General features: G+C 52.0%; 32 protein-coding genes. All 32 read left to right on the top strand.

Features of this window, described 5'->3' with window-relative positions; genetic code table 11:
* Nucleotide 1: 1 nt before the first annotated feature.
* Nucleotides 2-538: a hypothetical protein gene (locus tag FME97_RS00410; protein ID WP_055205381.1), complete on the top strand. Its 537-nt coding sequence runs from the start codon at nt 2-4 to the stop codon at nt 536-538.
* 14 nt (nt 539-552) lie between these two features.
* Nucleotides 553-762, top strand: a complete 210-nt coding sequence (locus FME97_RS00405) for a hypothetical protein (protein WP_055205380.1) — start codon at nt 553-555, stop codon at nt 760-762.
* A 27-nt stretch (nt 763-789) separates the two neighbouring features.
* A complete protein-coding gene (locus FME97_RS00400; protein WP_055205379.1) occupies nt 790-1602 on the top strand; it encodes a hypothetical protein in 813 nt (270 codons plus the stop codon).
* A 15-nt stretch (nt 1603-1617) separates the two neighbouring features.
* On the top strand, nt 1618-2376 hold the full coding sequence (locus FME97_RS00395; protein WP_225982484.1) for a hypothetical protein: 759 nt from the start codon (nt 1618-1620) through the stop codon (nt 2374-2376).
* Between the two features lie 69 nt (nt 2377-2445).
* Nucleotides 2446-3345 carry a hypothetical protein gene (locus tag FME97_RS00390; protein ID WP_055205377.1) on the top strand — a complete coding sequence of 300 codons (900 nt, stop codon included), beginning with the start codon at nt 2446-2448 and terminating at the stop codon, nt 3343-3345.
* An 11-nt stretch (nt 3346-3356) separates the two neighbouring features.
* A complete protein-coding gene (locus tag FME97_RS00385; RefSeq protein ID WP_055205376.1) occupies nt 3357-3947 on the top strand; it encodes a tyrosine-type recombinase/integrase in 591 nt (196 codons plus the stop codon).
* 81 nt (nt 3948-4028) lie between these two features.
* Nucleotides 4029-4697, top strand: coding sequence for a hypothetical protein (locus FME97_RS00380; protein ID WP_055205375.1), 669 nt, complete (start codon nt 4029-4031; stop codon nt 4695-4697).
* A 130-nt stretch (nt 4698-4827) separates the two neighbouring features.
* On the top strand, nt 4828-5418 hold the full coding sequence (locus tag FME97_RS00375; RefSeq protein ID WP_032534407.1) for a hypothetical protein: 591 nt from the start codon (nt 4828-4830) through the stop codon (nt 5416-5418).
* Entirely contained in the window at nt 5405-7309 is a 1905-nt protein-coding gene (locus FME97_RS00370) for a hypothetical protein (protein ID WP_055205374.1), read from the top strand. The genes FME97_RS00375 and FME97_RS00370 overlap by 14 nt, the downstream gene beginning before the upstream one ends.
* Nucleotides 7306-8178, top strand: coding sequence for a DpnD/PcfM family protein (locus tag FME97_RS00365; protein ID WP_055205373.1), 873 nt, complete (start codon nt 7306-7308; stop codon nt 8176-8178). The genes FME97_RS00370 and FME97_RS00365 overlap by 4 nt, the downstream gene beginning before the upstream one ends.
* A 139-nt stretch (nt 8179-8317) precedes the next feature.
* Complete coding sequence (locus tag FME97_RS00360; RefSeq protein ID WP_055205372.1) at nt 8318-8989, top strand: hypothetical protein; 672 nt, start codon at nt 8318-8320, stop codon at nt 8987-8989.
* The gene (locus tag FME97_RS00355; protein ID WP_055205371.1) at nt 8986-9330 is read left to right on the top strand and encodes a hypothetical protein; all 345 of its coding nucleotides are present in this window, start codon (nt 8986-8988) and stop codon (nt 9328-9330) included. The genes FME97_RS00360 and FME97_RS00355 overlap by 4 nt, the downstream gene beginning before the upstream one ends.
* Before the next feature lie 12 nt (nt 9331-9342).
* Complete coding sequence (locus tag FME97_RS00350) at nt 9343-9639, top strand: hypothetical protein (RefSeq protein WP_055205370.1); 297 nt, start codon at nt 9343-9345, stop codon at nt 9637-9639.
* A gap of 19 nt (nt 9640-9658) precedes the next feature.
* Nucleotides 9659-10078: a hypothetical protein gene (locus FME97_RS00345; RefSeq protein ID WP_232522901.1), complete on the top strand. Its 420-nt coding sequence runs from the start codon at nt 9659-9661 to the stop codon at nt 10076-10078.
* Nucleotides 10079-10110: 32 nt separating this feature from the next.
* Entirely contained in the window at nt 10111-10629 is a 519-nt protein-coding gene (locus FME97_RS00340) for a hypothetical protein (protein ID WP_055205368.1), read from the top strand.
* Between the two features lie 34 nt (nt 10630-10663).
* A complete protein-coding gene (locus tag FME97_RS00335; RefSeq protein ID WP_055205367.1) occupies nt 10664-10843 on the top strand; it encodes a hypothetical protein in 180 nt (59 codons plus the stop codon).
* The gene (locus FME97_RS00330; RefSeq protein WP_232522900.1) at nt 10824-11120 is read left to right on the top strand and encodes a hypothetical protein; all 297 of its coding nucleotides are present in this window, start codon (nt 10824-10826) and stop codon (nt 11118-11120) included. Before FME97_RS00335 ends, FME97_RS00330 begins: the two co-directional genes overlap by 20 nt.
* Nucleotides 11077-11502 carry a hypothetical protein gene (locus tag FME97_RS00325; protein ID WP_141427439.1) on the top strand — a complete coding sequence of 142 codons (426 nt, stop codon included), beginning with the start codon at nt 11077-11079 and terminating at the stop codon, nt 11500-11502. Before FME97_RS00330 ends, FME97_RS00325 begins: the two co-directional genes overlap by 44 nt.
* 12 nt (nt 11503-11514) lie before the next feature.
* Complete coding sequence (locus FME97_RS00320) at nt 11515-11730, top strand: hypothetical protein (RefSeq protein ID WP_118132329.1); 216 nt, start codon at nt 11515-11517, stop codon at nt 11728-11730.
* 37 nt (nt 11731-11767) lie between these two features.
* Nucleotides 11768-12250 (top strand): hypothetical protein, encoded by a 483-nt coding sequence (locus FME97_RS00315; RefSeq protein WP_055205363.1) that lies wholly within the window; start codon nt 11768-11770, stop codon nt 12248-12250.
* Nucleotides 12251-12258: 8 nt separating this feature from the next.
* Entirely contained in the window at nt 12259-12963 is a 705-nt protein-coding gene (locus tag FME97_RS00310) for a radical SAM protein (protein ID WP_141427438.1), read from the top strand.
* Between the two features lie 20 nt (nt 12964-12983).
* Nucleotides 12984-13886, top strand: a complete 903-nt coding sequence (locus tag FME97_RS00305; RefSeq protein ID WP_141427436.1) for a hypothetical protein — start codon at nt 12984-12986, stop codon at nt 13884-13886.
* Nucleotides 13887-13987: 101 nt separating this feature from the next.
* A complete protein-coding gene (locus FME97_RS00300; protein WP_008143055.1) occupies nt 13988-14464 on the top strand; it encodes a MutS N-terminal domain-containing protein in 477 nt (158 codons plus the stop codon).
* A gap of 38 nt (nt 14465-14502) precedes the next feature.
* Nucleotides 14503-14949, top strand: coding sequence for a hypothetical protein (locus FME97_RS00295; protein ID WP_141427434.1), 447 nt, complete (start codon nt 14503-14505; stop codon nt 14947-14949).
* Nucleotides 14950-14971: 22 nt separating this feature from the next.
* The gene (locus FME97_RS00290; RefSeq protein WP_004322683.1) at nt 14972-15478 is read left to right on the top strand and encodes a hypothetical protein; all 507 of its coding nucleotides are present in this window, start codon (nt 14972-14974) and stop codon (nt 15476-15478) included.
* A 12-nt stretch (nt 15479-15490) separates the two neighbouring features.
* On the top strand, nt 15491-16084 hold the full coding sequence (locus tag FME97_RS00285; protein WP_055205358.1) for a hypothetical protein: 594 nt from the start codon (nt 15491-15493) through the stop codon (nt 16082-16084).
* Entirely contained in the window at nt 16060-16395 is a 336-nt protein-coding gene (locus tag FME97_RS00280) for a helix-turn-helix domain-containing protein (protein WP_055205357.1), read from the top strand. The genes FME97_RS00285 and FME97_RS00280 overlap by 25 nt, the downstream gene beginning before the upstream one ends.
* Nucleotides 16396-16398: 3 nt before the next feature.
* On the top strand, nt 16399-17055 hold the full coding sequence (locus tag FME97_RS00275) for a hypothetical protein (protein ID WP_055205356.1): 657 nt from the start codon (nt 16399-16401) through the stop codon (nt 17053-17055).
* A gap of 22 nt (nt 17056-17077) precedes the next feature.
* A complete protein-coding gene (locus FME97_RS00270; RefSeq protein ID WP_008143065.1) occupies nt 17078-17386 on the top strand; it encodes an LPD28 domain-containing protein in 309 nt (102 codons plus the stop codon).
* A gap of 13 nt (nt 17387-17399) precedes the next feature.
* Nucleotides 17400-17810: a hypothetical protein gene (locus tag FME97_RS00265; RefSeq protein ID WP_118160638.1), complete on the top strand. Its 411-nt coding sequence runs from the start codon at nt 17400-17402 to the stop codon at nt 17808-17810.
* Nucleotides 17811-17964: 154 nt separating this feature from the next.
* Nucleotides 17965-18288 (top strand): MutS N-terminal domain-containing protein, encoded by a 324-nt coding sequence (locus tag FME97_RS00260; protein ID WP_004293682.1) that lies wholly within the window; start codon nt 17965-17967, stop codon nt 18286-18288.
* On the top strand, nt 18260-18916 hold the full coding sequence (locus FME97_RS00255) for a hypothetical protein (protein ID WP_055205353.1): 657 nt from the start codon (nt 18260-18262) through the stop codon (nt 18914-18916). The genes FME97_RS00260 and FME97_RS00255 overlap by 29 nt, the downstream gene beginning before the upstream one ends.
* The last annotated feature ends 83 nt before the right edge of the window (nt 18917-18999 follow it).

Raw genomic sequence — 18999 nt, 5'->3', positions numbered from 1 at the left:
TATGATCTACAATCTTCTTAAAAGCATACAGAACCTGTTGGCTTCCAAGCCGTCCGGGACAAAGGAGGAGCAGGAAATCCTGAGCCTGGTCAGCCAGGCACTTCCTACGATGCTCAAGGGGCGTGATACGGAAACACTTGCCCCCAATGAACTGCTGGTGCGGATATGCCCCGACACCAAACGGCCGGTCCTCGTATGCCATAACGGCAACGGGCAGTGCCTGTGCCTGCACAACGGGACAACGGAAGAGGATGCCGTCGACGTGGACTTATGGCTGCGTTCCAACGGCAGGGAGTGTAACGGCTACAACAAGTTGCAGGAGGCAGTCGTGGACCTTGCCTACAATGCCGGAGCGGACAATCTATGGGAAGATATGGATTCCCGTGCCGTCAATGCCGAGATCATCCGGTGGGCGGAGGAATTCGAGACCGGACATGCGGGCACTGATTGGGATGCGGAGGACTACTTCCTTGCCATCGACAGGTTTTACAGGGAAAAGACTAAACAAATGAATCCGGTCACAATACCGGCGAACTGAAAAATGGCAGCCGAATGGACAAGGAAACAGCGGAAGAAATCATCCGGGAAAACCGTAATCCGTCCGGATATGACATACAAGACTATCTGTCGGACAATGAGGATACGGTACTTTCTCTAGAGGACGGAACGGAGCTACTTGACGACTTCGACCTCTGGAAAGAACGTTCCGACCTCGAACTTGAAAAAATCATGGACCGGAACTACTGGTCCTCGACTGGTTGATATTAGATTAAAAACAGGAACATAATTATGGTAAGAGAACTTTATCAACGGCTCAGGGAATATTTCAACAACTTACCTGAACCGACAGAAGAGGAAAAACAATTTATCCGGGAGCTGAACGCCGGGGATTTCCCCATCACGTCCGTCCACCGCGATGACCTGGAAGGGAAAGGTTTCGATGTAAAAAGGATCAGCGATGACGACATGCAGAACCTGGCGAAAAAGATGGCGAACGATTACCATGAACAGTTGTTCTGGCTCAGCATGGAAATTATCGCCGGAGAAATCCTGGGTTTCCCGAAAGTAAAAATCAAAGACATTATCTGTCCGAAATGCAATTCGGAAAATATCCGTTATGATATTCACGAAAGCCGGTTCCACTGCGGCGAGTGTTCCCTGGCATGGGATGACAAACTGTATGTGCTCGTGGAATTTCCCGAGGACAGCGCCCCTTTCGAGGAGGAAGGAACCGGTTACCCGGCATGGGAAAGCGGGGACAACGGGGCGCTTTACGTGCCCGAGGAAGACTATATCCGCCATACCGGCAAATCTCCCGAGCGGGAGAAGTGCTACCGGGCCGCATGCTGGCCGGACTCCCAGAAATACATGGGGACGAAGGGCTGTGAACCCATACAGGATGAAAACGGGATACGGGATTTCGGAACATCGGCATACTGGGTGCCGCTGCTTCTGACGGAAGAAGTGACAAATCGACGAACGGACAAGAAAAAGGCACCGGTATGCCCCGAATGCGGGGGCACAGATATTGACATTCTGAGTGGCGAGGGCGTGGCTGTATGCAACGGCTGCCACCTTGAATGGCCTTACGTGGAGGATTAAGGGATGGAGAAAACAATGACAGTAGACGTATATGCAATCAGCGGTGATTTCGTCACCTGCTCCGATTGCGGCAAGGTGATGCTCCTGCCGCACGGCGCGGATAAATGCCCCGCCTGCAAGAAAGAAGGTTGCCTGGCATGGACGGACGATAGCTTGCGGGAAGCCGACATCGACTCCCTGCTCGAGAGGCACTGCAACCTGCACCAGGAAAAAGATCCGCAACCGGAGGAGTACCTTTCGCTTGCCGTACTGGCGACCGAATATATCCCGTATCTGGTCGGAAAGCCCCAGACAGCCCGGGAGACTCTCGCCCTGCTGCTTGACACCGGCACTCTTTTCGAGAAATATTGGCGCAACACAAGATGTTTCCGGTCAGAGAATATCTACACGCCGGCTATCAATGCTCTGCTCGACAAGCTCGACGGGAAACTGAAAGCGGGCGACGCGATTCCGGTAGAATACCAGGATTGCCGCTCCCCGGGAGACTTCTTCCGGGTCGTTGCCGACGACCGTCCGGCAAAGGAAGAGGTGTCGTTTTCTTCCGATGAGGAGGGAAACTACTATTTCAACGGGCGCAAGGTCAAGGTGGAAAATTCTGACGGGTACGCCTACCGCCTGCTGAAAACCAAAATACAGACGAGCTACCGGCGTCCGGTAGATTTTTACTTCCGCTTCCTTGCCCGTTTCGGACCATACGGAACTTATGGCAATGCGTATTACCCGAGTATCACGGACCTGATATGCAGGTGTTACCTGCCTGAAACCGCAAAATGAACTCTTTGGAAGGCGATGGACAACAGTCCACCGCCTTTCTTATTGTATAACTTTTTAACACCAATCATTATGGCAACAGCATTAGCAACAACGGCTGCCCCCGTGCAGTTCGATTTCCAGAACAACAACGTCGAGGTGATGACGCTCGACACGCTCCGGCGCACACACAAGGAGAATGACATCTACGGTAACCCGCTCAAGGGAATCTACCATTACGAGGTGATAGAGCGCATGGCGGGCATCTGCCAGAAACACAACCTGAACTACGAGGTGGAGGAAATCTTCGCCGCCCAGAACAAGAACAAGGCACAGCCCGGCGTGGTCGTCCTACCCCAGGTGGAACAGAAGTACGGGGCGATGGCCGTCGAGGCGCATATCCTGCGCCGCGTCTACACGACCATCCGCATCAAGGAATGGGAAACGGACGAGCTGACCACGACGCTTGTCATCGCCTTCCACCAGGACGGCATCCAGGCAGCCATCGGCCCGTGCGTCAGGGTGTGCCACAACCAGTGCATCCTTTCCCCCGAGCGCAGTGTGTCGAATTACGGGAAGGACAAGGTGACCACCGGGCAGCTCTTCGACCGCGTGGACGGCTGGCTCTCCAATTTCGAGGTACAGATGAATGAGGACAGGGAACGTATCCGCCGCCTGAAAGCGAAGGTAATATCCCCGGTGGAGATGTACGCCTACATCGGATTGCTGACAGCATTGCGCGTATCGCATGACAGTTCCGACAAGCGTCTCTCGTCCAAGGTGGAGACCTATCCCCTGAACCAGTCGCAAATATCGGTCTTCACCGAGGACCTGCTCAAACTCGCCGAAGAGAAGAAGACGCTCACGGCGTGGGATATCTATAACGTGGCAACCGAAATCTACAAGCCCGGACGTACGGACATCCCGGCCATGATCCCCCAGAACGGAGCACTGGCCGAGCTGATGCTCTCGGAAGGGTTGCCGGAATCTTAAAAGGCTGCCGCATGACAAGAATCAAGGGACAACTGACGACAGCCGACTACCTGCCCATCGCGGAGTATTACCGCCTGCTGCAAGAGCTGGAAAAGGACGGGCTATACCTGTGGGAGGCATACTGCTGGCTGTCGTTCTGCACGGCATGCAGGGCCTCCGACGTGAGACCCCTGCGCTGGAAAGACATCCTGGGGAAAAGCGCCATGACCCGCGTCGAGCAGAAAACAAAGAAAAACCGCCTGATCAAGTTCAACAGGGACGTGCAGGAGAAGAACCGTTTCCTGTACGAGATGCTCGGGCGACCCGACCCCGAACAGTACATCTTCCTCAGCCCGCGTACCGGGAAACCTTACTCGCTGGAATACATCAACAGCCTGCTCAAGACATTCCGGGTGAGGTACAGGCTGCCGATCAGGGCATTCTCCACGCATACATTCCGCAAGACTTTCGGACGGTACGTCTACGAGCTGATGGGACGTTCGGCCGAGGGCCTGATCCTGCTCAACCAGATATTCCGGCACTCCAATCTGGAAACCACCCGGCGCTACATCGGGCTGGCACAGGAGGACATCGACAAAGTGTTCGATTCCATACGTCTATGAGAATATTTTCAACGATGCCCGGAACCCGAACGGGAGGTTCCGGGCTATGCTTTATATAACATATCAAAACTAGAACTGAAAATGGACACACCGATATATATCGACACATACTTCCGCATCGAATCCGGCTATGACGGCGGTCGCATGCCGGAAGAGAAAGCCGGACGCTTCTTCGACGAGGTAAAGCGCCTTTTCACGGAAACAGGGTTCAGCATCAAGGAAAACAAATACAAAGACGGTTGTCCCGAGGTGTACCTCGGAAAGACATGCCTGTACTGTCATCCCCAATCGTTATCGGGTCCTGTTCTTAAAGAGCACATGGAGCTTATCGAGAAGATTCTGGCACAAGGAACGACCTTCCAGTACCTGCGTACTGACACTTACGGCGAGATTCTCGACCTGACGGAGGAGGAAGAACTCGCGTATTACCACGAGACTCATGACATGACTATCGGGGGTGTCTTTCTCGACGCCTTCCGCACCAAGCGCCGTAACCTGTACAAGAGCCGGGAGCAGGTGCTGGAAATACTCGTCGAAAAGCTGCGTGTCAAGACACTCCGTGAGGAGTCCGTTTATTCGAACACCTCCCCGGCATACCGCTATATCAGGGAAACGTACGGGAAAATGGTGTCCGAAGGACGGCTCGTCGAGGGATGCAAGCAAACCGCTTCCGGAAAACTGCCGCTCTGCCGCACGGCAACCGGCAGGGAACTGAAAATGAAAAGACGGGAAGACGACAGGACGGAATGACACGCGGTTCCGGACCGGACATGTCCGGATACCAGTCCGAAGACTTCTGTAAATCATAATTTTCAAGCCGGACTGTCAATCGAAAGAAGGACGACCCGGCTATACTTCAACAACAAGAGATAGCACTATTATGAGCATACAAATCGGAAAACTGTTGCCGGACGGCAGTGTCCGGCACATCAAGGCGCTCCATGAGACGCTTTCAAAAGACCTTGTGAGGAAACTCCGGGTGTTCTATCCCAATGACAGACGGGTAGATGCCCTGCTGTCGCTGGGCGACATACAAAAACTGGGACCGTCACCCTATGGAAAATGGACAGGAACCGGCGATACCGTCCACTGTTTTTCAAAGATCCGTGACGGACGGGAAACACCGCGGCAATCCGCATCACGCATCGCGGACAACGCAGACATTTTCGGCCGCATGGAGGACACGTGCCTCCTGTTCGATAACGGCAGATGGCATGTCATGGACAAGGGAGAACACTGTGAACTGCCGCTCTTCGTCGAAGATACGCCCTCCCATGACAGCATGAAACCGATCACGGTGTATGTGAACAACCATGTCCGACTCGAAAAGATAAATACACCGCAGCACTGGCAGGGACTTGAGGAACTCGCCGAACGGGAATCCAGGATACTCTATGTCTACCGGGGGTGCCGCCTTGTGAGAATCGTCCGTTCGTCCAACCTTAAAAAGAAATTGTATGCGGCACAATAACATCGTATCGGCCATAGAATGGCTGCCGGAACACCTGTTCACGGAAGAGATCGTGGAAGCAGCCGTCGAAAGCAAGGAAATAGAGGTACTGAGCCATATTCCGGGACGTTTCCTCACACCCGAACGTATAGAACGAATCATCGCGGGCAGCACGGAGAGCTGGCACAGCTTCGAGTTGCGCAATATCCCGGAGGCATACCGTTCGGGAGCAGTCTGTGACTACGCCACGCGCAAAAAACCGAAGAATATCACGGCTGTTCCCGAAGCAATGGTTACCCGAGAAATGGCAGAAGCGGTCATCCAAAACGGACGCGGGGATTTCGACATTCTCGCCTTCATACCTGAACGCCTTTGGGACGCGCAACTGGCATACCTGGCCTTGCGCAGCTATATTTACGACCCGTATTACACGGACAGCAGGACAGACGCCGTCATGAAAACGGGTCTTATCCTCGGATATGTCCCCGTTGAGGTAAAGACTCAAGAGTTCTATTACGGGATGCTCGACGGGATGAAAATATTGAGCACGGTTACCGATGCCGTCGTGCCGTCCCGTTTCAAGACTGCGGCATACTACCACAAGATGGCGGAACATGACCTCTCGCTTGTTCCCGCCCGGTTCTATTCCTATGAGATTCTCCATGCGGCTGTCTGTTCGACCGAAGGGAAAAACTTCATCACAGACCCCCAGTTTTTCAAGCCGTTGTCGGTATATCTGGACGACATGCTGGCGGACCGGCTGATGGAGAAACACCCTTACATGTTCGGGGAGTTGCCGAAGCGGTTCAAGACACCGGAAAGACTGGTCATTGCCATCGATAACAGCAAACGGGAGACGAACTGCTATATCGACGGGGAAACTGAACAATCCCTGCTCACGACGGAAGTATGCAAGGCGTTCGTCCGAAGAAACGGCAACTGTCCCGAATTTCCTGAAAATGTATGGACGCGGGAATTTGTCGACTACTGCATGGAGCACGGGACGTGTTTCCGCTGGTTCCGCCAGATGCCCAAAAAGTTCCAGACCTCCGCGAATACGCAAGCGGCGTATGATTACGGTCATTACCATATCTGTGACTTTGCCAAACGGTTCATCACCCCGCAAATGGCGAAGGAGTGCTACCGGGAGCACAGTTATGCACATGCCATCCCCGGACATTTCCTCACGGAGTTCTGCCGACAGACCGGACTGCCCGAGAAGTTCTACGGCGGGGAAATCACGATGCTGTCGCTGAAAAACAGCCGTGACGACTATACTTACTGCAAAGTCGGCAATACTTGTCTGGCTTTTTACCTGAAAGAACAATACGAGCCGTCCTCGGCACATCTGATGATGACGCGGTCGGATTCGAAATACTGCACGCCGGAGAAGGTATTCGACGTGCCTGTCGGAACCTTCCACCGCACGTGGCTGGAAAAGATCGTGGCGGAAAACGACCCCCGCTTTGTCAAGCCTCGTGTGGACAAAGCGTTGAAAGCCGTACAGGCGGTCTGCTATTACGGTGTCGAGAAGTTGAAGGACCTGAACCGTACGGAAATCTTCCGCAACACCTTCATGGGCGAGACCATCGGTTACTGCGCCCGCCGCAGGGACCTGACCTACCACAGCGACAACTGCGGAACCCTTATCGAGGGCTTGAAGTTCAAGATCCGGGGAATGGCTGTCCCCGTAACCCTGGCGGAAGACATGACTCCTTATACGGCCGACATGCTGCACCGGAAGTTCGGCTTCTGCTATATCGGAATGACGGCATTCGCCACGGACTACGGTCTGGACATGGAGAAGGCATACACCTTTGCACAGATGCGCCAGATCGTAAGGGAGAAAGGGCACAAGCCGTCATTGAGAAACTACAAACGTGAACTGAAACAAATAAACATCATACAATGAAAAAATACCGGATAGCTATCGAAGAGACGCTCCGTAAGGTCGTGGAGATCAAGGCGGAAACGCCCGGTCTGGCCGTCTGCAGGGCGGAAGACGAATACAATGAAGAGAAACACGTGCTGTCAGCCGACAATTTCGCAGGAGCTGACATCGCGCTCTCGACTGATGACATCACGGTCATGGAGACTCTGGAAGACGTGGATTTCATCGGATACGTGCAACGCCGTTTCGAGGAATGCCGGGAGTCCATATCCGTCGAAGACAAAGTCCGGCTGGCATTCGGAAGTTTCGACAACGCCCTGTATGAGTTCGGCGAATACCGTAAGGAGGCGGCCCGGAACCGCCCACAGGTCTACCTGCTGTACCGGAGCGATGGCTGGCACAACCGTTCTTCCATGGAGCTCATAGCCCCGTTCTCCTCCCTCGAAAACATGATGGAGTACCTGCGGCGTAAGAAGAAGGAATTCCGCCTGACGGAAAGTGATCTGGAAGAGTTCAAGAACAACCGGCAGACGAAGGGGCGCGACGAAAACTACCTGTACGAGTCGGATTATCTGGATGTGCTGCCGGAACAGGAACCCGAACTGCCGCCGAAAGATGACGCTTTCTATGACAAGGTTTTCACCTGCGGGCAATCCGAGCTGTCACGCAGGGAGTTGGAATCTCTGCCGGAGCCGTTCGATACCTACCATGTTACGGACGAAGAGATGGAACAGATTGTGTACGAAACGGAAATGGAGACACGGGACCGGCTGCGGCTCGGCACAAGAAAGCCCATAGATTTTGACAATGACCGCCATAGTGAAATCTGGTGGGAAGAAATGGAAAAAGCAGTGGTAAGGCACGGCGTACCGTACTACGAGGCCGAATAACGAAAATAGAACCTGTTCATCACATGCCATAATGATGACGGGCCGTCGCGGCTACGGCTGCGGCGGTCTTTTTTTCAAAACGAGGTGAGTATTCCACCCCTTATACAAAACGATTACCTACTCTTAAAAAAACGGATTTATGAAACAGACAAGACAGGATTTCTTCACGGCGAACGGGGAAGGAATCAAAATCATGACATTTACGGAGTTCGCCCGGCATATCCTGCGTATGGAATGCGGGGAAAGTCTGGAACTGTATGCCGTTGTGAACCGGCAGACACGGGAATGCTCCCGGCCGCTCTCTGTCAGAAAGGAACAATGGAACGGTACGCCCTTTTACCTGCTCGGCGGGCACGGGCAGGAAGTCCGTACCATCAATTTTGCGGGTCGTCCGAAAGAGGAGTTTGAAACGACCTGCCATGATGCCTTGGACAGCTACGATGCCGTGGAAAGTATCGGGGCGGTCGTGTCAAGACTGCGTGAATTATCTCCTGAAGAACTGCATAAGCGGATTGCGGAAGAGATGAAGACCGGCTGTAAATACCTGTTGGTCTACCGCAGCGAGGAGGAGATGACGGCCGCACTCGACGGCAAGATATACGCCATCAGCGATACGGACGGCAAATTCCTTTGCGACCTGTATCAGCCGGATTATCTCCATTTGGAAAACGGGGGCGATATTGTGGACACCGCATCCATTCCGGACATGCATTTCCATTCCGATTGGGCAATCGCCAACCCCACGGTACGCGACAAGGTGCTCTCCTCCCGGATGGTGATTATATATACCCACGAAACGGTAACGCTATGATAGAGATTGGCAACAGGATAGAAACGCCGGAAGGTGTGTTCTATGAACTGGAATACGGAGGGGAAGGAAACATCTACAAGAATGAGGATGCCTTTCTCAACCGCCCCGATGAAGTGTGCTATGTACCTGAATACGCGGCGGAAGACCATGAGGGGTGGCGTGTGCCGGCGAGCAGTGACGGCTGTTTCACGCATAACTCACTGCTCGCCCTGTGCAAGGGTAATGAAGAGGTGTGCCAGGATCTGTTTTACAGCCTTGAATGGACGTACCCGACCACCTTGCTGGAAGAATGGGACTCGAACGGCTATTTCGATGAGATCGAGGGCTGGTATGACGATTAAAACAGACAGGCTATGGAAAAATATAAAATAGTGTTGACCGGACCGACCGGAAGCAGGACCTCGAACTACATCCTGAGTTTGAGAATGCACATAAAAGCATACTTCTCCCAGCCCTACGGCAAGGAAGAATTCGGTCACGTGCTTCATTGCATCAGCTCGTTCATTGATGATTTTACCTTCAAGGTACGCAATTCCCGATACCGGGGAGACATCCTGAAAAGGACTATCAGTAACGACTGCCTGAAAGTGTTCAACCTGGGTGACGAGAAAGTGATACTGACCGTCTCCTTCACCCCACTGGAAACATGAAACCAATATTATGACAGATATGGATAAAATACAGAAAGACAATGCGGAGCCGGGTAAAGCTCCGAACAAAATGAGTGCCGACAAGCTGCACCTGTTCGCCACCCAGTACGCCTTTATCGACGAACGGCTGCACGAGGCCGAGCAAGCCATACTGAAATTCATGCTGGAGTTCCTGGCACAATATGGCCGCGTATCACTCGGCCTTACAGAAGAGGAGGAACTCGATGACAACAACTTCCCCGTCACGACAACCTTGTACGGGAAGCACGACACGCCCCGTATCAAGCTTACCGATGTCTACCTGACGGATGACGGGGAATATCTCCTTGCTGACGGAATAGATGCGGAGACCGGGGAAAAACGGGACGGATTCTATATCTACAGCGAACAATACGCCGATATCTTCCAGTTCGTCGGCCACGCTTCGGAGATGAACTGACGAATGAGGAACAACCATAAAACGAAATATCAATGGACTGTATCAAAGATTTACAAGACGCCATCCGCAACATTCTCGTGAACAACGGCCTTACGGAACTCTGTCTGGGAGAGCCTGACGAACTGGACGATCCCACCTATATCATCTGGTATGACAGGCACTGTGAGCCTCACGAAGACCCGGTATTGAAGGTTTGCCTTGAAGATGAGGGCATTGCCGTTGAGGTCGAAGCCCGCAGTTTCGGGAACACGATAACCGTCTACGATTATGACATAGACCGTATTGAATGGTGGAAAGGCATTCATGCCAATATTCTGGAAGTGCTGGAGCGTGACGGCAAGCACCGGTGTCCGGCCTGTGGCAGGACGGTCAAGGGGAAGCAGCGGTATTGCGGTGCCGGATGCCGTGATTTCATGACTCCCGGACCGACAGTGGAGCAGGTCGCGGAAAAAGCCAACCGGAATATCCGCAAACTGGCAAGCCTTGCCGCCGGAAAAGACAAGGCGTACCGGAAGCGGCTGATAGAGAAATATACCGTCGGTCCGTCATAGGCCGGCTTTGTTACACTAAAAAATGTATGATATTATGGCAACAAGAACCATTTACCTGACCGTACGGCTCGATATCGACAACCCGAAGGCCGATGAGATAACGGACGAAGAGGTTGACGAAATTATCAGCGAAGTGGACTATGAATTCAAAAACTACGGGGATTATGAAATCGACACGGAAATCTGCGGGCAAAATGACGAAGGTGGTCTTTAGACGCTATCCCGACGGACAGGTCATCGCCCTGTTCCCGGACATACCGTGGAGCGGACGGTGGGGTGAGACAACCTCCTACATGCACGTCGGCCAGCATGGCTCGGCGGATTACAGCCATGTCATCGCCACGACCAAACCGGCAACGGGGAAGGAATATGCCGGCCTGCTGGATGAATTGAGGCAGAGCGGCTATGACAATATAAAAATTGTAAAACGGGCAAAAATTCAGAACTATGAACAAAGATACCCGGAGGACAATACTTGCAGGTCATTATGAAAGCAGCCTTGATTTCCGGAAGGGACAGGGCAAAGATGAGATTACAGCTATGGAACCGGCCCTGCGCGGACCTGAAAACGTTGCGGTCGATCCTTTGTCCCCGCTTGGCGAACCGCTTGGTCCGGATATCGTTGCGGAAACGGCGGACGGGATTGTGGCGGTAACACCTGAACCTGACGATGAGAATGTCCGCCGCTGCGACCATTGCGGGAAACCCATGAAAGAAGGATATTATCTGGGCGGGGAATTCGCCTGTTCCGACGAGTGCGCGCTCGCCCTTTACCACGGGGACAAGGCACAGATGGACGAAGACCTGAGCCACGCGGACGAAGCGGATGGAGAGTGTTACTGGACGGAATGGGACTCCGTTTACTTTGATTGAAATACCGGGGCAATGAGAAAATTTGAAAAAGGACAAAAAGTCTTCTGGAATGACCCTGCCGGTGAAACTTCCGGGGAATACAAGGTCTATGATGCCTTTGAAGAGAAATATGCGGACCTCACAGACGAAGATTTGGAAGTTCTGGAGGAATTCGACGACCGCATCATCCTGATCGGTGACGGGGTAAGTGAGGCGGAAGTCTACGCGGCCGAACTTGAAATCCTGTAAGGAATTCATTTCAGGAACAAGAATAATAGAATATCAAATGACAACGACCATCAAAAAAGGACAAAAAGTGTGGTGGGACGATCCCGCCCGAGAAAAATCCGGCGAGTACGATGTACTTGCCGTAGATTACGTTAAAAATATCGTGAAAATAGGTGACGGAAAGGAGACTTTCGAGTTGCCGTCGGAACACGTGGAGATTACCTGTCCGGTATCGGAAGAAGACCGGTTGCAGCTTGACAAACTGGGCCAGCATTACCGTATGCTGGAAAAAGACATGCTGGAACTGATGCGGAAAATCGTCTCCCGTTTCGATGACGGGGAGTTTTCCGTCGAGGGGTATTCCGTACAGGTTTGCGACGAGGACCATGACCCCTGCTGCGTTTACGGTTTTACGATGGACAACGGTGAATTGTATGCCGAACTGGATTACGAAAGCGGGGATATCCGCAAGGTTCCGGCCAAGGATTTACACACCGGGGCACTCTTTGAGGCTTTCTGTGAATTGGTCGAAAATCTATAAGACGTCTTATGAAAGAACTCTATATTAAAAATCTTTGTATCGAGATTACCCGACGTTGCAACATGCGCTGTACCCATTGCATGCGGGGAGATGCCGAATCCGTGGATATCCCTTTGAAACATATAAGCAACCTGCTGCGGCATGTCAGGCATATTCACCATTTCAACATCACGGGCGGCGAGCCGTCGCTTAACGTCCGGGCCATCCGCCATATCCTCGAACGGGTACGCGCCTACGGTATTACTGTCAATGACTTTTATATCGTAACCAACGGCTCTGCCACATCCCGTTCGGAGGAATTCATAGAAGCCTGCGCCGCACTGTACGAGTACCAGGAGGAAAAGGAACAGGACTCCGGCCACATGCTCGAAATGAGCGACGACCGCTTCCATGATCCGGCAGAGCATGCCGCCACGCTCGCGGCACTTTCCCCGTATCCCTTTTTCGGAGTCCGGGGACAGGCCGAGCGTATCTTCCTTTTCCGGGAAGGCCGCAGCACGGAGGGGTTTCCGAACCCTGTTCATGGGATTTATCTTACGGAGGAGAACTACGTTTACGGCGACCTCTGTCTCAATGCTGAAGGCATGGTTCTCTCCAACGGGGACCTGAGTTATGCCCGCCAACGGGAACATGCCCTGTGTCCCTGCGGGAAACTGATGCAATATCTCCGGATGACCTTGAAAAAGCGTCAAAAAGAAAGATTGTACGAATAAATACACAAATCAAAAAACTTATGTCAATCGTATGCAGTATCTGCGGCGGCACTGGAGTGAAATGTACCGCCGTCATCGACCCGAACACCAGACAGTTCCTCGAATTTACCCGCAACGCCTTGTCGGACGGCCGGTGCAGCCAGTGCGGCAACGTTGCCCTGACCGACCCTGACGAAGTAAAAGCCGGGCTGGACAAGCTTTGGACGGAATATACGGCGCGGCATCGTGCCGCCCCCAACTACACCTGCTGCGACATTGTCCGGCATGGTGATTACGACGGGTGTGAAAAGGCGTATATCCGCATCGGAGGCCCGTCAGACGTGGTCGAGAAGTATCCGGTCGTGGCCGTGTGCCGCGACCTCGAAGAGCTCAAATCACTTGCGCTCCCTGACCCGACGCGAGAATTTACCCTCATGGGAATTCAAGGGTTCGAGTTCCACGACGTGTTGGAAAACAAGACCTACGAGATCGGGGTGGACGACCTGAAAATTCCCGTCACGACGAAAGAGGTGCTGGACTTTTACCCGGCGGAACATCGGCTGAAAGAAACAGACATCGAACAATATGCCGCAGCTTACACGGCCCGTATCAAGGCGTACAGGGAGTATACCCGTCAGCTCGATGCCGCACTCGTGCAAAGGCTCCTCGACGAAGAGCGGCTGATGAAAGTCGGCGAGAGCGACGGTTTCCGCTTGAAACTCTATTTCGACTGGTTCGTCATTCTAAAGCGGGAGAATGAAAGAATGTATGCGCCTTTCAAATACGCTGTAAATGCTTATTGTCTGGATAATATCCAAACTTTCGACCGTCGTTATGTCACGCTCGAAGATGCCTTGCTCCACTGCCTGAACGGTTTCAACGAGAACGCGAACATTCCTAACCGTTACAAGTCCATCGGGCATTACCTGTCGGGGAAATCCTGACGACGGGCAGTGTATCGACGGGTTACCGGAGGCCACGGGTGCTTTCCCCTTGACCGGAATACCGTCGGAACAAGTAACAATGTAACCAAAGAATAAAAAATATGATGAATGATTATAAAATCAAGAACATTCTCGAATCCCTGAAAGAGGAGGTCGAGAACGGGAAGGTATCCCTGCGGGAAGCTGCTGTCGAACTTCATAAAGCCGGCTGGACGAATTTCATCGACATCGACGCCACGAGGAACCTACTGAAGACCCGGAATGTAACGGGGAACGGAAATGTCCCGGGAGTTTCCGACATGATGGGAAAATACCGCGAGATGAAAGCGGCGCACCCGGATGCCCTGTACATTTTCCGAAACGGGGAATCTTGTGAATTGTATGAGGATGATGCCATCGCCGCTTCCGGCATTTTGGGCATTGCCACCGCCGAACGCGTCGACGGGCAAGGGAAAGGCGTCAAGGAACTGCGGTTTTCTTTTCGTGACCTGGACGTGTATCTCCCCAAACTGATACGCGCCGGAAACCGGGTGGCTGTCTGCGAACCGAATCAAACCGGTTCGGGCAAACGAGTTTGATAACCATTAAATAACAAATATTCAAAACCCAAAGACACATGATAAAGATAACAACGATTTTCGGCGAGGACGCCGTACGGGAATATGAAGAGAACAATGAACTGCCTTCTGAAGAATGGCTGGCGGATAACGGGGGCGTCGTGGACGAGAAAGAGTTCGAGACTGAGGCGGAGTACAATGCCTACATCGCCGGGGTAAACGATGCCGACGGATGGAGTGATTATCATATCATACGCCACCGGTCGGAAGAGGCGGACACCTCGAGAGAGGAAAATCTCTGGCTGCGTCTCGGAGTTAGCGTCCGGGGCAGCCGGGAGGAGATCGAAAGGATTCTAAACGGGGACACCGAAACCCTTCGGAAACTGCTCGATGCCGGACGTTATGGGATTGGCGGAGAGACCTATGTCCCTGGTTCGACCGTCGAGGAGTACAACGAGGATCATGACACGGAGTTCGAGGAGGAAGACGTGGAGTTCCATTTATAATAAAACCACACCATCTGCAATAATGATAACAGTAAAAGTTCTACTCGGTAAGGATACTGTGAGCATATACAGGGAAACCGGGGATATCCCGTCGGTGGAGAGCACGGCCGAATCCGGGGGATATGTGATAACCCGACATTTCGAGACCGAAGCTGAATACAAAGCCTACGCAATGGCCGTGGAAGACCTGGACGGACATGAAGACTGGCAGATGCTGGCTCCTGCCGTTACGCCGGAAGCTCCGTTCCGCAAAGGGGAATTTGTCCGGCTGACAGACGATGCAATTAAGCGGATACGTGAAAGTTTCGGGGACGGACCGGCTGACTACAGAAAGGAAATGATTTTGGAGGTGATTGCCTGGTGCCGCTATGAAGGCACATGGACCATTGAAGTCCGAGATATCCGTGAAGACGATACCCAGGAGTTCGATGCCGTTTTTCTGCGTCCCTTGACGGCACGGGATCTCGTGGCTATTTCCGCACCCCGACACCCGCTATCCACTGCGATATATCCTATTCACATCCGATAACTTAAATGATGCATGATGGAAAATATATTCATACTGCCCGGAAACGAACAGGAACTGTTTAACCGGTATTTAGATAACAACGAATACGGCCCTCTGAAAGAACGGCTGGAACTGGTCAGGAAAGCCTTGAACAACAAACTTTCCCCGGATGAACGCAATAAGCACGGGCTGAACGTGGGTGTGCATGAACTGTCCATGGAACGTAAGGAACTGGAAAGAAAGATATTCCAAATGGCACTCAAATCCTTTGCAGAACGGGTTTGTGACGAGCAACGCGCACTTTGCGAACAGGGGTTCTGGCAGGCACCGTGCGGCGAAGAGGCGGGATATATCTCCTCCGCTCCGGTTCCGGACCTTGTAACGGACGTGAAGCAGTACAAGGCCATTTGCCGCTGGTGGGAGAAGCTGTCCGATACCAGGAGACTGAAGGTAGCGGCGATGTTTGCAAACGAACTGGGACCGATATACGGGCACGACACCGAAACGCTGGAACGGATTTATAGCCGCTGGTTTCTGCTCTCCTTAGATGACAAACAACGCATCTACCATTCATGGACCACAAACGAAAAACAGACTTCACCATGCCATACAAAAGCTCGGGAATAATCATCAGCGGGACACAATATGACCGCAGGCAGAAGCTCACTCCTTTTCAGAAGGCTGAAATTTTCCACCGTTACATGACAGAAGCTGTCAGCCAGCGCCAGCTTGCCCGGGAATACGGTGTCAGCCGCAGGCTGATAACCTTCATCGTGAACCCAGAAAGCGAAGAGCGGAACAAGGAACTGCTGAAAGAGAACAAGGCAAAAGGCTTGTATAAATATGACCGGAAGAAACATACCGAAAATATACGCAACCACCGCCGTTACAAACAGAGATTATTTCAAGAAGGTAAAATCATATTAAAAGATGTATAGACAATGAGAGTACAGGAGAAACAAAAAGCGTTGGAACAGGAAGTTATAGCCAACCTGTGCGCGATACCGAAAATGCCGGAAAATATGTTACCCCATACGGTATATGTCGAGGAGGAAGGGGAAGACGGGTATGGCCACGGGATACCGGTATACACCATGTACCGGTTGGAGGAGATACGCACGGACGGAAGCTGCACGCTTTACAACGCGGAAAGCCGGGAGCGTTTCACCTGCCGCCACCTGCATGAGATCAACATGGACTGGCTGGTGACAGTCTGGGAACGTTATCTGGAACTCTGTGTCGAGCAGGATATCTGGAAAGGGAATGCCGTTGCATTCCTGAAAGACCGTACCGGCAAACCGGAAGAGGAAATCATTTCATTCGTGGAAGCCTCGTGGGACAAATGCCTGGCTTATACAGACAACCTCAAGGCGTTTCTCGGGGAAGATAAAGACCGGGAAATATGGATATTCTCTTTCCCGCTGGACGAATTTGACCGTGACGCTCCGGCCGGGAAAATCATCGGTGATTACGAAAATAACCCCGCCACGCGGGTTGAGAAGATGACACCGCTGGAATTTACGGCCAACATCAATGATGAATGTTTTGATGACCGGAACAATTGGGTAAGAGCCATTGAACTTCCCAAGCAGGAATAATAAACTATTTGAATCAATAAATATGATTACAAAAGAAAACATTGGCAACGAGACCTTTGAGTCTATGACCATCAATGACACGCCTGCATTGTTTACGGATATGCGGATTGACCGGAATGCCGTTCCGGAGGGACTGTACGCATACGATATCCGGGAGTCGGATGACGGGGACCGTCTGGCGACCATCGAACCGACGGTGATGGTAAATCATGGCGGAACCATCCTGACCAGGAAAGAGTTTATCACGGAAAAGGACGGCTATGTACAGATTGACGAATACGGTTTCGAGGACTCCATGACACTGGAAGAGTGGCTTGAGGAAAACAATTAAATGTATAAAGGATATGGATATTAAGGAACTGACAGAAAGGTATCGGGATCGTTTCGATGCCCATTACCTGCAAGACGATAACGGAACCGGCAGAAAAGGTCGGAAACGGAAAAAGGAAGTTGAGACCCCGAATTTTCTCAAGGATGTCATCCGGCCGATCCTGGACACTTTGCCGGACTTGTTGCCGGAGTACGGGTTCACCAAAACTACGGATGATTACGCTATGTACGGCGAGTATTACCGTATCAAGGCGGGTATCGTCCTCGTGGGAGGTTTTTCCATCAATGAGGATTTTAACCTGTACTTCACGCCATTGTTCCATGGCAAAGCCTGCGGTAAGAGTCAAAAAATCGACAGCATCGGACAACTCGTTGAAATCATCCGCGAACAATTTGAAAGAAGGGAGGTGAAGATGAAAGGATAGTTTCATGCAATAGACATGGGTCGTTCCGTAATTTATTGTATATTTGTCAGATGAAGAAAGTCTGTATATGTATTTCGGACGAAAGCCCGGCAGTTGAACGGATTACAGGCACTTTCATGTTTGGCTGACATCAAACCTAATATATCTATTTGATATGAAAAAGGAAGAGATTATTCGCCGCTGTTACGGCGGCATGAAGGAAAGGCATGGCGTGGAAACCATCATCCTTTTCCATGTCGGAGATTCATTCGAGGCGTATTTTGATGATGCCGAAACGATTACCCGGATCACGGAAGTGCCCCGGTTCAAGATGACGGCGGCGGGTATACCTGCCATCAGGATTTCCGACGCCGCCTTGGAAGAATGTAGAAACCGGTTGCTGGATGCAGGATGCAAGGTATGTGTGTCCGAGGTCCGGGGGGTATCCGGCCGCCACATTCTCAAAATCAATGAAACAAATACGGAAACGGGCCGATGAATTGGTATTGATAGCGGCAGCAATAGGTCCTTGGACACTGTTGGTGGTAGCGGTATTAATCATCGGAACGCTGAAATGCTGTCTGACCACGGACTCGGACAGCATTGACGAAAGTATCAACAAATCACCGGGGATAGTCGCGCATGTCATGGTACTGGACAGTACGGATAATGGTTTTCGGGTGGTTTATGCGACGGCTGCGCCGGTAACGGATGAAAGGTTTGCCGAGATATGCGACAGGCCGGGTATTCTGGAGGGGTTCGAGAACCTGAAACGGAAAGCTCCCGAACACTTTGGCGGCAACCTGCTGGAAACCGACATCTGTGACTTCGCGTTGTACGCCTACCGGTTTCCTATCGATAAGGACGTACGGATACACAACATCTTTGTCGCCGGTAAAGAGAAAATGGACTTCTATGTCCGGAACAACCCGGACCTGCCCGGGTGCGCCACATGGATGCACCACGGTACGGAACAAGGGAACCAATATCTGAATGCCGACGATATAAATCACTGTATACCCAACGGAAGGCGGATTTACCGTTATTGGAAATGCCGTTATCTACTGCAAACTTCTGATACTGACGAGCGTTTCAGCCATTTTACAGAGGAGGAAAGGCTGTACTGAATGCAGCCTTTTCTCTATATATATTACGCATAACCATCTGAAAATTAATAACTAAAACGTTTTGTTGGCGTGAAAAATTGGCA

Source organism: Alistipes dispar (genome assembly GCF_006542685.1).
Classification (GTDB): Bacteria; Bacteroidota; Bacteroidia; order Bacteroidales; family Rikenellaceae; genus Alistipes; species Alistipes dispar.
The sequence above is the reverse complement of the archived record's forward strand: the minus strand, read 5'-3'. Positions and strand labels throughout refer to the sequence as shown.